The organism is Flagellimonas eckloniae (genome assembly GCF_001413955.1).
Lineage (GTDB): Bacteria > Bacteroidota > Bacteroidia > Flavobacteriales > Flavobacteriaceae > Flagellimonas > Flagellimonas eckloniae.
In genome coordinates, this window is sequence record NZ_LCTZ01000002.1 from 436,340 (window position 1) to 450,660 (window position 14,321).

Genomic DNA, 14,321 nt, shown 5'->3' on the forward strand with positions numbered 1-14,321 from the left:
AATTCCTTTCAAAAATAGCATTTTTTGCCTTAGTAGGAAGTCTCCTCCTTTTTAATGATAAGTCCTGTAATAAGTCCAACAATTAGACCGAAAAGTGCACTGATTACCAATCCGAAGGCCAAGAATACCGGGAACAACTTTTTTTGGAATGCCACTCCCTGATCCCATTGTTCTTGAGTGATTTTTGGATTAGCTGCAAACGTCTTTGCTTTTTCTATTTCCATCATATTATCCATATAATCAGGCTCAATTACATTTGAAAGTACCAGGAAATAAATTGTGCCAAGAACTGCTGCAATTAAGCCAACCCCAGCCCCAATTTTAATAGCTTGCCCCAGTTTGATGAAGCCGCCATTTGCTTTTTTGTATTGAACCAAGGCTATGACCACAAATACGGCCAAAATTCCAAATTGAACTGCCTGAATTGCAAAACCTCTTTCATAATGCATATCCATAGTGTATAGCATTATGCCAAATACAATGCCTACCAATCCAGCTATTAGGCCAAATTGTAAGGAGAACTTCCCAGTTTTTGGTTGATTTTCTTCCATGTTTTTATAAATTTATGTGTTGATTGTTGCTTGTTAGTGAATAACTTATATGTTTTGTTACATGCTAAGGTAGATTTTTTCTTTTTTACTCCTTTTTGGTTGCACTAATAAAAGAAATTATTAAATTTGCACCTCGAAAAATCTGAGATTTAAGTTTTAAGACGATGAGAAAAGGTATACACCCAGAGAATTATAGATTGGTAGCTTTCAAAGATATGTCCAATGACGATGTGTTTATTACAAAGTCTACTGCTGAAGCAAAAGAAAATATCACTGTTGATGGTGTTGAGTATCCTTTGATAAAGTTGGAGATATCAAGAACATCACATCCATATTACACTGGTAAAACCAAGTTGGTGGATACTGCGGGTAGAATTGATAAGTTCAAAAACAAATACAAGAAGTTCAGCAAAGAGGAAAAAAGCGAAGAATAAGCGATTTCTTTTAATAATATTGGACGCCTCTGATTATTGTCAGGGGCGTTTTTTATTTTTACAACATTCTAAACTACAACCATGAGCTATATTCTTTCTGACGGACCACAAAGAGAATCGTTACTTCCTTTTACATTCACAAGACCGGTAGCAGACATTAGAATAGGAATCTTGACCATTCGGGAAAAATGGGAAAAGCACCTTAATACTTCCATAAGTTTTAAAACTGAGGATTATCTATCGGAGAAGTTCCCATTGTTCACTGCTTCTGAAAATGTTGTAATCAATGCAGGTTATATGCCCACTCCCAATTTAATTCAGGCAATTAAAGACTTGAAAAATGGTGAAGCTTTAATGGATGGGGAAGAATATATTACTTATATAACCAAGGATGTCCATGAACAATTTGAGGCTTCAAATTACAAATCAATTGATTTTTCTTTTGACGGTCTCACGATTAAAAATGCTTGGGATATATTTTCTAAAAACGGAGAGGCAATTCAGGCAGATTTTGACTTAATCACTAAAGGAAGAAAGAGCCAAGCAATTTCCAGCACCAATCAGGTGGTGAACCCTGAAAATATTTTCCTTGAGGAGGGGGCTAAAGTGGAATTTTGCATCTTGAATGCATCAACAGGACCTATATATATAGGGAAAGATGCTGAGGTTATGGAAAGTTGCACCATACGAGGTGGCTTCGCGCTTTGCAACAACGCCATTATAAAAATGGGAGCAAAAATCTATGGTCCAACTACCGCAGGTCCACATTGCAGATTAGGGGGAGAGGTTAATAATTCAGTCCTGTTTGGTTTTTCCAATAAAGGACATGAAGGATTTTTGGGCAATTCTGTCTTGGGTGAGTGGTGCAATATAGGCGCTGACACCAATACATCCAACATGAAGAACAATTATGCAGAGGTGCGTTTATGGAGTTACCAAACCGAAGGTTTTGCAAAGACCGGACTTCAGTTCTGTGGGTTAATGATGGGTGACCATAGCAAGTGTGGAATCAATACCATGTTCAATACGGGAACAGTTGTAGGAGTAAGTGCCAATATTTTTGGAAGCGGTTATCCCAGGAATTTTATTCCTAGTTATAGTTGGGGCGGAGCATCTGGCTTTACCAGGTTTCTGCCTAAAAAAGCATTTGAAGTAGCTACAGAAATGATGAAAAGAAGGGGAATTGGTTTTGATGAAAAAGAAGCCCGTATTTTGGATTATGTATTTGAGATGACCAAAAAGTGGCGAAATTATTAAAGGTGTTTTAAGTAGACCTTTAGTCTATTTTTTGGAAATAGCTTCATACTCCTTTAAGAGGACCGCACTCATTTTATCCTGTAACTCTTTACCTCCTTTTACAAGTTCCGAGACATGAGCTCTATCTTTTTCAGAAACTTTTCTATGATTTAAACTCCATAAAGACATTGCTATCATAATTGGCATTAAGTTAATACCAGTTTGGGTCAAGGTGTAAATATTTTTTTGTTTGTGCTTGGCGTCTTTTGTTTTAATAACAATTCCTGATTCTTCCAGTTTATTAAGTCTGTCCGTTAAAATATTACTGGCAATTTTTTCATCAGACTCCCGTATTTCATTAAAGTATCGCTTCCCATCAAACATAATATCCCTTATAATCAACAAGGTCCATTTATCCCCAAACACTTCTAGATATTGATTTATGGGGCATGATGATTTTAACTCTTTCATATTAAGTTTTACATTAAAACTAGTTGCAAAATAAAATTAGTTTAATATATTTGAAAAGTTGTTTTTTGCAACTGGTCAAATATACGTGAAAATTCACACTAATGAATAGAGGCTATCTGATTGAAAACTATACCGTAACGGATAATAAGAATTACATCCCACCTGTAAAAGCAATAAACAAAATACTAGAAAAGTTTAATGGAAAATTCTTAGTGGCAACACCAAAAGCTAAAACTTTATTTGGCTCACCCTTAGAAGTTGTATTGGTTATGGAGTTCAAATCTGTGGATAATGCTTACGAATTCCATACTTCTAAGGAGTATGGGAACTATAAAAAACTATATGAAAATACCACACAGGGCTGGATATGTCTAGCTCCAGAATACATTAAAAAATAATTAATACTATTTAATATGGATTTTAAAAAAATAATTGACATTAAAACATCGAAAGAAAAAGCCTTTAACGCAATAACAACCGAAGTGAATAAGTGGTGGGGAAATGTAGATAATGAGATGGCAAATGAAATTGGAAGTGAGTTTTCCATTTTTTTTGAAGAGAATACGGAATGGCGGTTTGTGATTTCAGAACTGGAGGAGTTTAATCATGTCACGTGGAAGTGCATTTATGCAAATCATTCGTTTTCAGGGCTCAAAGGTATAAAAGAAGAATGGTTGAATAGTGAGATACAATTTGTTTTTAAACAATTAAAAGACAATAGGACACAACTTTCATTTGTACACAAAGGGCTAACTCCAGATCTCAATTGTTATGAAATTTGCGATGCCGGCTGGACCCATTTCATAACCAACAGCCTTAAACACTATTTGGAAACGGGAACCGGAAATCCGAATCTAGTAAATATTCAAAATTAAAACTTAATTATATGAATAATCAATTACTGACGAACAAGAATGCACTTGTTTTTGGTGCTAAGGGAGCTTTAGGGGTGCAAGTATCAAAAGCATTGAAAATGCAAGGAGCCACTATTTATATGTCTGATATTAATGTAAATGGCATTGCGGAAGAATCAGCATTAGGCCAGGTACGAAAGTTGGATACGCTGGATGAAGCTGCCGTTTTGGAATATTTTGACTGGTTTAAAAAGGAGAATGTAAATGTTGATATCGTGATTAATTTAAGTGCTTCAAATCCTGCAGAATATAATCATGGAAAACCTGCAATGGAAGTATCCTTGGAACAATTTATGATACCTTTGAAATCTACTACGGCTTGCCAGTTTCTCACGGCTAAAGCTGCTTACTCAATTATGTCCAAGCAGGGACAAGGAGTTATTATATTCATCACATCTACCTTAGCTAAGGTAGGTTCCCCTTGGAGTCCTGCTTTAACTGCATCTCATGCAGCTACCGAAGGTTTGTTGAAAAGTTTGGCAAATGAGTGGGGGCCAGAAGGTGTAAGGGTAATTGGGGTACGAACAGAGGCAATGCCAGATTCCCCAACAATTGATTATACGTTTACCACAATGGGGTTAAATATGGGAATAAGCAGAGATGAAATGCAACAATTCATAGTAGAAAACAAAACTGCGATGAAAAAACTTCCTTCCACAGAAAATACAGCAAACGTAGTAGTTTTAGCAGCATCTGAATTGGCAAGTTACATGACCGGTACCGTAATAAACCAATCTGTGGGGCACATTTTAGAGTAGTTGAATAATAGGATGTTTCTTTTGCCAACAAATAAAAATCAAATCAATTTAGTAACTTTGCAGCCTTTAAAATCAGGGGTTTGCCATGAGCAAAAAAGTTGCTTTTTATACATTAGGTTGCAAGCTTAACTTCTCCGAAACTTCCACTATTGCCAGAAGTTTTACAGGGGAAGGATTTAAACGTGTGGATTTTTCCGAACATGCAGATATTTATGTGATCAATACCTGTTCTGTTACGGAGAATGCAGATAAGCGCTTTAAGACCATTGTAAAACAGGCACAGAATACCAATCCAGAGGCGTTTGTAGCGGCCGTAGGTTGTTATGCACAGCTAAAGCCTGAAGAGCTGGCTGCAGTGGATGGTGTGGATTTGGTCTTGGGAGCAACTGAAAAATTTAAAATCACGGATTACCTCAACGACCTGACTAAAAATGATAGGGGTGAAGTACATTCCTGTGAAATTGAGGATGCGGATTTTTATGTGGGTAGTTATGCCATTGGTGAAAGGACAAGAGCCTTTTTAAAGGTTCAGGACGGATGTGATTATAAATGCACCTATTGCACCATTCCTTTGGCGCGAGGCATATCACGAAGTGATACTTTAGAAAATGTGCTCAAGAATGCCGCAGAAATTTCTGCTCAAGGCATCAAAGAAATTGTTTTGACGGGAGTAAATATTGGAGATTATGGCAAGGGAGAGTTTGGAAACAAAAGGCATGAACATACTTTTTTGGACTTGGTGAAAGCCTTGGATAGGGTAGAGGGGATTCACCGGTTACGAATTTCATCCATAGAGCCCAATCTCTTAAAAAATGAGACCATTGATTTTGTTTCCCAGAGCAATAGCTTTGTCCCGCATTTTCATATTCCGTTACAGAGTGGTAGCGACCATATCCTAAAATTGATGCGCCGTAGGTATTTATCCAATTTATATGTGGATAGGGTAAACAGGATAAAACAAACTATGCCCCATGCCTGTATAGGGGTGGATGTGATTGTTGGTTTTCCAGGTGAAACCGATGAGCACTTTCTGGAAACCTATCATTTTCTGAACGAACTGGACATTTCGTATTTACATGTCTTTACGTATTCGGAAAGGGATAATACTGTGGCAGCTGAGATGGAAAATGTTGTTCCTAAAAGTGTTCGTAGTAAGCGCAGTAAAATGTTACGAGGACTTTCAGCAAAAAAGAGAAGAGCTTTTTACGAAACTCAAATTGGTACTAAACGAACAGTGCTTTTTGAGGGTGAAAACAAATCGGGCTATATTCATGGCTTCACTGAAAACTACATAAAAGTAAAGTATCCGTGGAACCCTGAGTTGATAAATACCCTGCACGAAGTGGAGCTTACTGAAATTGATGAAGATGGTTTGGTGCGGATACAGTTTTTGCCAGCTAAAATCTTGGTATAAAAAAACCTCCCGTATTGAGAGGTTCTTTATAATTTGACATCTTGTGGTTAGATGCGTATGCCTACCGGAAGCATCTCTTTATATTGTCTGTTCTTTCTTAAAAAACCTGCTATATGAGGGCTAGTAGGAACAACTCTTAGATTTTTTTCTTGGATTTCATTCAAAACGGCTTTAATAAAAGTTTCTTTGAAGCCCTCTTGGGTAATTTCTTCAGGTATTACTAGTTTGGTTAAAAATACCTTACGCTCTTGGGAGGAGTATTCAATTTTAGCTAAATGCCCATCAACCTTGGTTTCAAATTGGCGCAAGAAACTATTGTCATTAATTTCCATTTCTGTCATATAGTATCGTTTTAAATTAACTCATAAGTAATTACCGAAGCGGTAATTGTATTCTAGGTTCTAGTTGCACATAAAAATAAGTGGGGCTTTGCGCAAAAGGGACACAAAATTAGTCAAAAAATTGCTAATTTCCTAGCCTAATCGATATTAGGTAGGAAATGCCCGATAATAAAATTCATATATACCTTATGCCCGGGATGGCTGCCAATCCTTCCATATTTGATGGTATAAAGCTGGATAGCAACACCTTTATAATGCATAAATTGGAATGGGTTACCCCTGAAAAGGGAATGACATTTTCTGAATATGCCCAAAAAATGTGCAGTAATCTCTCTCATGAAAACCCAGTATTATTGGGAGTATCATTCGGAGGAATGCTAGTACAGGAGATGGCCAAGTATATAAAAACAAAAAAGATAATAGGCGTTTCTTGTGTAAAGAGCCACACAGAACTGCCAAAAAAAATGCTGTTTGCAAAGTACACCAAAGCACATAAACTACTCCCTACCGGCCTTGTAAACAATGTAGAGCTATTAGCAAAATATGCTTTTGGAGAAACAGTGACAAAGCGACTTGAATTGTATGAAAAATACCTTTCCGTTCGGGATAAGCATTATATGGATTGGGCCATAGACAACATTGTCAACTGGCAACAAAAACATCCTCCAAACAATCTAGTTCATATTCACGGTGAATCGGACCCAGTGTTTCCCATATCGAATATTAAAGGCTGCATCCCAGTTAAAAATGGTACGCATACCATGATAATACACAGGGCAAGATGGTTTAATGAAAACCTACCTGCAATTATTTTAGAAGAAGGCAGTTCTATATAGTATCTTTATCTAACATTAATATTTGGATAGCATGAAGCACATAAAAAATATCTTGGCAGTAATTGGATTGGTTGTTGTAATAGGAAGTCTTGTCTTTGCCATACAGGCCGATTCAGCTGCCAAGGAGGAAATAAAGCAAGAGGTTGTGGATAAGAATGTGGCAGATGGCTATCAAATTAGTGCAATTGAAATCCCAAGTGATTTAAATTTTGCTGATGAAGCAGTTCCTTTGGAAGATCCAGAAATATTGGAACGTGTAGATCGTGAATTTTTGGTGAACACCTATTGGCAATCCAATGCATTATTGTTAATGAAGCGAGCCAATAAATATTTCCCTATTATAGAGCCGATTTTGGCAAAAAATGGCATTCCGGATGATTTTAAATATTTGGCCGTAGCTGAAAGCGGATTGCAAAATGTGGTTTCACCTGCAGGTGCCACAGGATTCTGGCAAATAATGAAAGCCACAGGGAAAGAGTATGGGCTTGAGGTGAATGCCAATGTGGATGAACGCTATCACGTGGAAAAGGCAACCCAAGTGGCCTGCGATTACATTAAAAAATGGAAAAACCGTTTCGGCAGTTGGACCTTGACCGCTGCTGCTTACAATGCAGGACCCGCAGGCATTCAAAAATATATGGATATCCAAAAGGTTGATGATTACTACGATTTATTATTAGGACAGGAAACAGGACGATATATTTTTAGGATTATGGCTATAAAAGAAATCATTTCCAATCCGGATAAATATGGTTTTGCTGTTGAAAAAGAAGATTTCTACAACGCAGTGCCCACTTTTTCTGTGGAAGTGGATACGGCGATTGCAAGTTGGACCGATTTTGCCCATGAATATGAGATTAACTACAAGGTTTTAAAAAGACACAACCCTTGGTTGCGTGAGCCACACCTGAACAACAGTTCCCGTAAAAAATATGTTATTGAAATCCCAAACAAAGGATATTATAGAAGTACGAGTGAAGGCAAGTAAGTTTTTTTATCCCAATTTTGTTTTGGAAATATAATATTTTTAGGTTCACGTATCGGTCTCGGCTAATCACTTAAATGGAAATAAAAGTGCACTTTTATTTCCCGTACCAATCATAGCCATTGTTAGCAATAGTGCTTTTCTGTTATTTTGCTCTTATACTGTTTAATAAGTTTTCAGCTTCAATATTATCGCTGTCCATTCTCAATGCGGTTTCCAAGTATTTAATAGCTTTTTCTTGTTCTTTTTCATAAAAATAACTTCTACCAAGTAGGAAGTTCAAATAAGAAGATTCAATTTTCTTCTTAAAAAGTCCTTTTATTTCTTTAATTACTTCTAACTCTTGGCCGAGATTACTAAGCATTCCCATAGCAATTTCCCAGTCAGTCACACTAAAAGAATCGGATTGGATTCTTGATTTCATTTCTGGATTATTACGAAGAAAATAAAACGCAGGAATATTTACTGACCAATTAGGATTTTCGTCAAGTCCTTTTTTTATCCATTTGATTGCTTTTGTTTCATTTCCCATCGCGATATTCGCACCAGCGATTTTTGAGTACATTCCAGTCCATCCATTCAGCATAGATTCCGCCTCTGTCAATTTTTGTTTAGCCCTTTCTGAATTTCCTCCACGATGTGCAAAAAGTGCTTGATTTAGACGGATTCTACCATAATGATAGTCCATTAGTGTCTTCAGTTCTTTTATGGGTTCTTTTGAGTTGTCAACTCTAAGGTCAATTTGATTGTACCATTCGTTATTTGAACCTTTTACGACAACAGCGGCAGATTGCTTACCAGATATTTGTCCACCTGCATTTTGTCCTGCGATTAAGCTTTTCAAAAGTCGTTCAGCCAATGTTCCTTCCGATTTCTCAAAAGATTTCGACATTTCAGAGAGGACTTCATTTGCAAGTTGGTTACCAATTACCACATAGTTTCTTCCTAAGATTTGTGCTGCTTTGCCATTCCAGTATTTTAAGGATTTACCTGTAAATGCGAAAACATTACCTTTTGCGTCAATTCCAGAAATTTGGCGATAATTATTTTCATCATCTTCGTCTTTTGTTTCTACGATTGCCTGCTCAATTGATTTTCCTTCTTTAAGTTTTTCAAGTCCATTAACGCCATATTTAGGTTCTGTTTCTGCAATTACCGAAAAAGCACCAACCTCAGGTTCAATGTAAATTGTCGAGTTTCCAACATAAATATTGTTTGTTGCTACTGCAATTCCCCATTCTTGGGCATCTTCATCATAAGCAAGAATTGAAAAAGTCGAATTAATGTTCTTCTCAGTTAAAAGACTAGGTAAATTTTGTCCATAGGTTGCAAAAGCAGAAATGAATAAAATGATTGATAATAGCGTTTTGTGATTTTTCATTTGATTGATTGTTTTTTGATTGGTTAATATTGATGAATGATAATTTTTTTAGCATTATTGCTAACGTTAAGCTGAAAATCGTCTATAATGATTATTTAACGACTGATACGTGAAGTTCGGGAATTTAATCGTAAAAATTTAGGTTAAATCAAAGGGTGTGTCCTTCAATTTTATTGATAATATAGATGAACAAATATAATACGGATGATGTTAGTAACTTAAAGACTTATATCTTCTTCATCTGCTGTTGCATCATTTTTATTTGATCCGTGAGCATATTGTTTTTGTCCAGTTTCTTGGCTTCCTGTAACAATTGGGTAGCCTCACGCTTTCTGCGCTTTTGCATGGAGATGCCTGCAAGGCTTAATTTGGCCATGGCCAAATCATAATCCATGGTCAATCCCAATTTCAAGGCTTTTTTAAAATATTTTTCCGCTTGGGTGAGGTTTTTTTGGGAGAAAATAATTCCGTGCAGGTAATTATAGTATCCCTGTTGCTTTTTTATTAAAGCAGATTCAGGGTTCTTGATTTTGCTCAACCACTTTTGGGTTCCCTCCATATCCTGTTTGCGCATACGAAGGAAGGCCATTAAAATAAGCTCATTTCTAAAATACAGAAAAATAAAAACCGTTGAAAGCAAAATCAGGGCTATACCGTTGCCAATGTACCCCTCAATAAATTGATAAATGCCGTAAGAGATGATAAGGCCAGCGATGATGAGTTTTATATTTTTGTTGAACATATTCTGTTGTGATTTTAACTTAAATTGAGAGGAGGCAAAAGTAGTAAAAACTAATTTAAATATTTTCTTTTAGTACTTGTCAAAGTAAAAACTCTTCGTATATTTGCGCCCAGAATTTCAGAAGGTCTTTACGACTTTTTTTATAATCCGTTAGAAATGAAAAGAACATATCAGCCGTCCAAAAGGAAAAGAAGGAACAAACATGGTTTTAGAGAGCGCATGGCTACTGCCAATGGCAGAAAGGTTCTTGCGAGAAGGAGAGCAAAGGGAAGAAAAAAACTAACAGTTTCATCAGAACCACGTCATAAGAAATAATGACTGTAAATAACTTTTTAATAAAGGTGCTACTTTTTCAAGTTTAGCACCTTTTTTTTGACCTAATTTTGAAAAATTTGTAAACGAGTAACCCTATTTAGAATGCCAAAAAGAGACGATCTTAAATCCATTTTGATTATTGGTTCTGGCCCTATTATAATCGGCCAGGCATGTGAGTTTGATTATTCTGGTTCCCAAGCACTTCGTTCCCTTCGCGAAGATGGAATAGAAACTATCCTAATCAATAGTAATCCTGCCACCATTATGACGGACCCCGTTATGGCGGACCATATCTATCTTAAACCACTTACCACAAAATCGATTATTGAGATTTTAAAGAATCATCCCAATATAGATGCTGTTTTGCCAACAATGGGAGGGCAAACCGCCTTGAACCTTTGTATAGAGGCTGATGAAAAGGGAATTTGGGAAGATTTTGATGTTGAGATCATTGGTGTTGATATCGATGCTATCAATATTACCGAGGATAGGGAGAAATTTAGGGAACTCATGCTTAAAATAGGAGTGGGGATGGCGCCTCAAGCTACTGCCACTTCCTTTTTAAAGGGAAAAGAAATTGCTCAGGAATTTGGATTTCCATTGGTAATCAGGGCATCGTTTACATTGGGAGGCGCAGGGGCTTCCATTGTGCATGACCCAGAAAAGTTTGATGGCTTGTTAAGCCATGGGTTGGAAGTATCTCCAATCCACGAAGTAATGATAGACAAGGCCTTAATGGGCTGGAAGGAATACGAATTGGAATTGCTTCGAGATAAAAACGACAACGTAGTGATTATCTGTGCCATTGAAAACATGGATCCCATGGGTATTCATACAGGGGATTCCATAACTGTTGCCCCCACAATGACACTTTCAGACCGCACATATCAACGCATGCGGGATATGGCCATCCATATGATGCGCAGTATTGGTGATTTTGCAGGAGGTTGTAACGTTCAATTTGCAGTGAGTCCAGATGAAGAGGAGGAGATTATTGCCATAGAAATAAACCCAAGGGTTTCGCGTTCTTCTGCCTTGGCATCAAAAGCAACGGGATATCCTATTGCAAAGATTGCCGCAAAGTTGGCAATTGGTTATTCTTTGGACGAACTTGATAATCAAATCACCAAATCCACTTCGGCATTATTTGAGCCTACCTTGGATTACGTAATCGTAAAAATCCCAAGATGGAATTTTGACAAGTTTGAAGGTTCAGATAGAACCCTGGGACTCCAGATGAAATCTGTAGGCGAAGTGATGGGCATTGGACGTTCTTTTCAAGAAGCCTTGCACAAAGCCACACAGTCTTTGGAAATCAAACGTAACGGACTTGGAGCCGATGGAAAAGGCTATACGGATTACGAAACTATCATCCAAAAATTAAAAGTTCCTAGTTGGGACAGGGTTTTTGTCATTTACGATGCCATTCAATTGGGGATTCCATTAAGCCGAATCCATGAAATTACCAAAATTGATATGTGGTTCTTAAAACAATATGAAGAACTACACTTTTTGGAATTGGAGATTTCAAAATATACCATTGAAAGCCTGCCAAGAGAGCTCATGTTGGAAGCCAAACAAAAAGGGTTTGCGGACAGGCAGATAGCCCATATGTTGGACTGTTATGAAAGTGAAGTACATACCAAACGTACGTATTCGGGAATCAACAGAGTGTACAAATTGGTGGATACCTGTGCTGCGGAGTTTAAGGCAATGACTCCATATTATTATTCAACCTTTGAAGAAGAAATTGAAACTACCGATGGCAAACGCTTCGTTGCCAATGATAGTGAGGTAACCGATAAGAAGAAAATAGTGGTATTGGGATCTGGTCCCAACAGAATAGGTCAGGGGATAGAATTTGATTATTGCTGTGTGCACGGTGTTTTGGCAGCTGCCGAGTGTGGATACGAAACTATAATGATCAATTGTAATCCTGAGACGGTTTCAACGGATTTTGACACAGCGGACAAACTCTATTTTGAACCTGTTTTCTGGGAACATATCTACGATATTATCCTTCATGAAAAACCTGAGGGGGTTATTGTTCAATTAGGTGGTCAGACAGCCTTGAAGCTAGCTGAAAAATTGGATAAATGGGGCATTAATATTATAGGTACCAGTTTTGAATCCTTGGATTTGGCCGAGGATAGGGGGAGTTTTTCAACATTGCTCAAGGATAATGGCATACCTTATCCAAGATTTGGAGTTGCCGAAACCGCGGATGAAGCTCTGGACCTGGCTGATGAACTGAATTTTCCTCTTTTGGTGAGACCGTCCTATGTTTTGGGAGGTCAAGGCATGAAGATTGTCATCAACAAAGAAGAATTGGAGGCCCATGTTGTTGATTTACTTCGGAAAATTCCAAATAACAAACTATTGCTAGATCATTATTTGGATGGTGCCATTGAGGCTGAAGCGGATGCCATTTGTGATGGGGAAGATGTCTATATCATCGGAATTATGGAGCATATTGAACCGTGCGGAATCCATTCAGGAGATTCCAATGCTACCTTACCTCCATTTAATCTAGGAGAGTTTGTAATGCAACAAATCAAGGACCATACACATAAAATAGCACTCTCCTTAAATACTGTTGGGTTGATAAATATCCAGTTTGCGGTAAAGGATGATATGGTTTATATCATTGAAGCCAACCCAAGAGCTTCGCGTACGGTACCTTTTATTGCAAAGGCATACGGAGAACCTTACGTAAACTTTGCAACCAAGGTGATGTTGGGTGAAAAGAAGATCAAGGACTTTGACTTTAAACCAAAGTTGGATGGTTACGCCATAAAACAGCCGGTTTTCTCATTCAACAAGTTCCCTAACGTAAATAAAAATCTGGGACCTGAAATGAAGAGTACAGGAGAAAGCATTCTATTTATTGATAGTTTAAAAGATGATGAATTCTACAATTTATACTCTCGGAGAAAAATGTATTTGAGCAAGTAAAGTCAATTTTATTCTGATACTTGGATGGCATCACAAGTGCCTACAAAAGGAACACCATTTGTACCAAAGGCATAGGTTATTAGTCCAACATATACATTGTTACCAAAAGTTGGTGCTATACCTGGTAGATTCCCAGTTTCGTTGTAGGCTGTCCAATTGTCATCGGTTGTTTCATAATCCAGATTTGGAACTTGCCAGTAAACTGTAATGGTTTGGTCTTCATTACCCACAATCCTGATATCTGCCCTTCCATTAGGAACAGTATTGGCACCTATATCATTTACGGATGAGTCACCGTTAACAGTGTTTTTGCCTTCAATTGTAAAATGGGTATTTCCCCTATGCCCCACAACTACATGTGCAGAGTTGAAAGAGTCCAAATCTTCTACATGAACCTGAACCCCAGAAAATATATAGAGGGAGCCAGATGGCGTGGGTGCTGTCTGTGAATCATCAAGAGTACCGATACCTATGTTTCTAGCAATGAACTCAAAAGGAAAGGTGACCAATTTGGCGTCCAATCTTCCTTGGTCATCATTAAAATGAAGGGTTTTGTTGTCACTATTATCTGTTAGTTCAGCTCTATATCTGCCATTTTCTCGTGTTACTTCTGGTAAAGCAGCTTCATTGTTTATCACAAAATCAACCAAGGGTCCAGTGCCATCAAAACTATCAGTTACAAAAGAGTTGTCAGAAGGGTCTTCTGGATCAGGGTTTGTATCTTCTTGGGATTCTTCATTGGTATCTTCATCAGCTAAAAAAGGCTCCAAAGAATCCTCAGAACAAGCAAGTACCAAAAACAGAATAATGGAAATAGATAAATAGGCTATCCTTTTCATAAGTAGGTAAATTTCTGATATATAACGAAATAAGAAAGAACCAAGTATACCATTTATCGAAAAGCTCTAGAAAACCTGAAGGGACGTTCTTTTTTAGAAATACCTCTACAATCCATTGAAATGGGCTCAATGTAACCGTGTTCTTTGCT

The 14,321-nt window shown here is 37.4% G+C and carries 16 protein-coding genes; 10 read left to right on the forward strand and 6 right to left on the reverse strand.

Annotation, left to right across the window (positions count from 1 at the left end; all coding sequences use genetic code 11):
• Positions 1-29: 29 nt before the first annotated feature.
• A complete protein-coding gene (locus AAY42_RS01820) occupies positions 30-551 on the reverse strand; it encodes a DUF4199 domain-containing protein (RefSeq protein WP_055392301.1) in 522 nt (173 codons plus the stop codon).
• 164 nt (positions 552-715) lie between these two features.
• On the opposite strand from AAY42_RS01820, the gene AAY42_RS01825 reads away from it, so the two are divergent.
• Positions 716-985: a type B 50S ribosomal protein L31 gene (locus AAY42_RS01825; protein ID WP_055392302.1), complete on the forward strand. Its 270-nt coding sequence runs from the start codon at positions 716-718 to the stop codon at positions 983-985.
• Between the two features lie 81 nt (positions 986-1,066).
• Positions 1,067-2,242, forward strand: a complete 1,176-nt coding sequence (locus AAY42_RS01830) for a GlmU family protein (RefSeq protein ID WP_055392303.1) — start codon at positions 1,067-1,069, stop codon at positions 2,240-2,242.
• Positions 2,243-2,266: 24 nt separating this feature from the next.
• On the opposite strand, the gene AAY42_RS01835 is transcribed toward AAY42_RS01830, so the two are convergent.
• Positions 2,267-2,692 (reverse strand): winged helix-turn-helix transcriptional regulator, encoded by a 426-nt coding sequence (locus AAY42_RS01835; protein ID WP_055392304.1) that lies wholly within the window; start codon positions 2,690-2,692, stop codon positions 2,267-2,269.
• A 101-nt stretch (positions 2,693-2,793) separates the two neighbouring features.
• Here AAY42_RS01835 and AAY42_RS01840 point away from each other — a divergent pair, with 101 nt between their 5' ends.
• The 4 genes from AAY42_RS01840 to mtaB all read left to right on the forward strand — a co-directional run bounded on the left by AAY42_RS01840 (position 2,794) and on the right by mtaB (position 5,778).
• Positions 2,794-3,090, forward strand: coding sequence for a DUF1330 domain-containing protein (locus AAY42_RS01840; protein WP_055392305.1), 297 nt, complete (start codon positions 2,794-2,796; stop codon positions 3,088-3,090).
• Between the two features lie 15 nt (positions 3,091-3,105).
• Positions 3,106-3,567 (forward strand): SRPBCC family protein, encoded by a 462-nt coding sequence (locus tag AAY42_RS01845; protein ID WP_055392306.1) that lies wholly within the window; start codon positions 3,106-3,108, stop codon positions 3,565-3,567.
• Positions 3,568-3,578: 11 nt separating this feature from the next.
• On the forward strand, positions 3,579-4,364 hold the full coding sequence (locus AAY42_RS01850; RefSeq protein ID WP_055392307.1) for an SDR family NAD(P)-dependent oxidoreductase: 786 nt from the start codon (positions 3,579-3,581) through the stop codon (positions 4,362-4,364).
• An 85-nt stretch (positions 4,365-4,449) separates the two neighbouring features.
• The gene (gene mtaB, locus AAY42_RS01855; protein WP_055392308.1) at positions 4,450-5,778 is read left to right on the forward strand and encodes a tRNA (N(6)-L-threonylcarbamoyladenosine(37)-C(2))-methylthiotransferase MtaB; all 1,329 of its coding nucleotides are present in this window, start codon (positions 4,450-4,452) and stop codon (positions 5,776-5,778) included.
• Between the two features lie 47 nt (positions 5,779-5,825).
• On the opposite strand, the gene AAY42_RS01860 is transcribed toward mtaB, so the two are convergent.
• A complete protein-coding gene (locus AAY42_RS01860; RefSeq protein WP_055392309.1) occupies positions 5,826-6,119 on the reverse strand; it encodes a GNAT family N-acetyltransferase in 294 nt (97 codons plus the stop codon).
• Positions 6,120-6,277: 158 nt separating this feature from the next.
• On the opposite strand from AAY42_RS01860, the gene AAY42_RS01865 reads away from it, so the two are divergent.
• Together AAY42_RS01865 and AAY42_RS01870 are read left to right on the forward strand one after the other, a co-directional pair.
• Positions 6,278-6,955 (forward strand): alpha/beta hydrolase family protein, encoded by a 678-nt coding sequence (locus tag AAY42_RS01865; RefSeq protein ID WP_055392310.1) that lies wholly within the window; start codon positions 6,278-6,280, stop codon positions 6,953-6,955.
• 31 nt (positions 6,956-6,986) lie between these two features.
• Entirely contained in the window at positions 6,987-7,943 is a 957-nt protein-coding gene (locus AAY42_RS01870; RefSeq protein WP_055392311.1) for a lytic transglycosylase domain-containing protein, read from the forward strand.
• Between the two features lie 142 nt (positions 7,944-8,085).
• Here AAY42_RS01870 and AAY42_RS01875 read toward each other — a convergent pair whose 3' ends face one another.
• Both AAY42_RS01875 and AAY42_RS01880 read right to left on the reverse strand, forming a co-directional pair.
• Positions 8,086-9,321 carry a DUF1028 domain-containing protein gene (locus AAY42_RS01875; RefSeq protein WP_055392312.1) on the reverse strand — a complete coding sequence of 412 codons (1,236 nt, stop codon included), beginning with the start codon at positions 9,319-9,321 and terminating at the stop codon, positions 8,086-8,088.
• A gap of 226 nt (positions 9,322-9,547) precedes the next feature.
• Entirely contained in the window at positions 9,548-10,063 is a 516-nt protein-coding gene (locus tag AAY42_RS01880) for a hypothetical protein (RefSeq protein ID WP_055392313.1), read from the reverse strand.
• A gap of 156 nt (positions 10,064-10,219) precedes the next feature.
• Here AAY42_RS01880 and rpmH point away from each other — a divergent pair, with 156 nt between their 5' ends.
• Positions 10,220-10,378 (forward strand): 50S ribosomal protein L34, encoded by a 159-nt coding sequence (rpmH, locus tag AAY42_RS17880; RefSeq protein WP_082433296.1) that lies wholly within the window; start codon positions 10,220-10,222, stop codon positions 10,376-10,378.
• 102 nt (positions 10,379-10,480) lie between these two features.
• Entirely contained in the window at positions 10,481-13,333 is a 2,853-nt protein-coding gene (gene carB, locus AAY42_RS01885) for a carbamoyl-phosphate synthase large subunit (protein WP_055392314.1), read from the forward strand.
• Positions 13,334-13,341: 8 nt separating this feature from the next.
• Here carB and AAY42_RS01890 read toward each other — a convergent pair whose 3' ends face one another.
• Complete coding sequence (locus AAY42_RS01890; protein ID WP_055392315.1) at positions 13,342-14,172, reverse strand: hypothetical protein; 831 nt, start codon at positions 14,170-14,172, stop codon at positions 13,342-13,344.
• Positions 14,173-14,321: the final 149 nt, after the last annotated feature.

What these genes read in the sequence shown, in the direction of transcription:
- AAY42_RS01845 (WP_055392306.1), top strand. Translation starts at nt 3,106, where the DNA reads ATGGATTTTAAAAAAATAATTGACATTAAAACATCGAAAGAAAAAGCC.
- AAY42_RS01840 (WP_055392305.1), top strand. Translation starts at nt 2,794, where the DNA reads ATGAATAGAGGCTATCTGATTGAAAACTATACCGTAACGGATAATAAG.
- AAY42_RS01865 (WP_055392310.1), top strand. Translation starts at nt 6,278, where the DNA reads ATGCCCGATAATAAAATTCATATATACCTTATGCCCGGGATGGCTGCC.
- AAY42_RS01835 (WP_055392304.1), bottom strand. Translation starts at nt 2,692, where the DNA reads ATGAAAGAGTTAAAATCATCATGCCCCATAAATCAATATCTAGAAGTG.
- AAY42_RS01850 (WP_055392307.1), top strand. Translation starts at nt 3,579, where the DNA reads ATGAATAATCAATTACTGACGAACAAGAATGCACTTGTTTTTGGTGCT.
- AAY42_RS01870 (WP_055392311.1), top strand. Translation starts at nt 6,987, where the DNA reads ATGAAGCACATAAAAAATATCTTGGCAGTAATTGGATTGGTTGTTGTA.
- AAY42_RS01820 (WP_055392301.1), bottom strand. Translation starts at nt 551, where the DNA reads ATGGAAGAAAATCAACCAAAAACTGGGAAGTTCTCCTTACAATTTGGC.
- AAY42_RS01880 (WP_055392313.1), bottom strand. Translation starts at nt 10,063, where the DNA reads ATGTTCAACAAAAATATAAAACTCATCATCGCTGGCCTTATCATCTCT.
- carB (WP_055392314.1), top strand. Translation starts at nt 10,481, where the DNA reads ATGCCAAAAAGAGACGATCTTAAATCCATTTTGATTATTGGTTCTGGC.
- rpmH (WP_082433296.1), top strand. Translation starts at nt 10,220, where the DNA reads ATGAAAAGAACATATCAGCCGTCCAAAAGGAAAAGAAGGAACAAACAT.
- AAY42_RS01875 (WP_055392312.1), bottom strand. Translation starts at nt 9,321, where the DNA reads ATGAAAAATCACAAAACGCTATTATCAATCATTTTATTCATTTCTGCT.
- mtaB (WP_055392308.1), top strand. Translation starts at nt 4,450, where the DNA reads ATGAGCAAAAAAGTTGCTTTTTATACATTAGGTTGCAAGCTTAACTTC.
- AAY42_RS01830 (WP_055392303.1), top strand. Translation starts at nt 1,067, where the DNA reads ATGAGCTATATTCTTTCTGACGGACCACAAAGAGAATCGTTACTTCCT.
- AAY42_RS01890 (WP_055392315.1), bottom strand. Translation starts at nt 14,172, where the DNA reads ATGAAAAGGATAGCCTATTTATCTATTTCCATTATTCTGTTTTTGGTA.
- AAY42_RS01860 (WP_055392309.1), bottom strand. Translation starts at nt 6,119, where the DNA reads ATGACAGAAATGGAAATTAATGACAATAGTTTCTTGCGCCAATTTGAA.
- AAY42_RS01825 (WP_055392302.1), top strand. Translation starts at nt 716, where the DNA reads ATGAGAAAAGGTATACACCCAGAGAATTATAGATTGGTAGCTTTCAAA.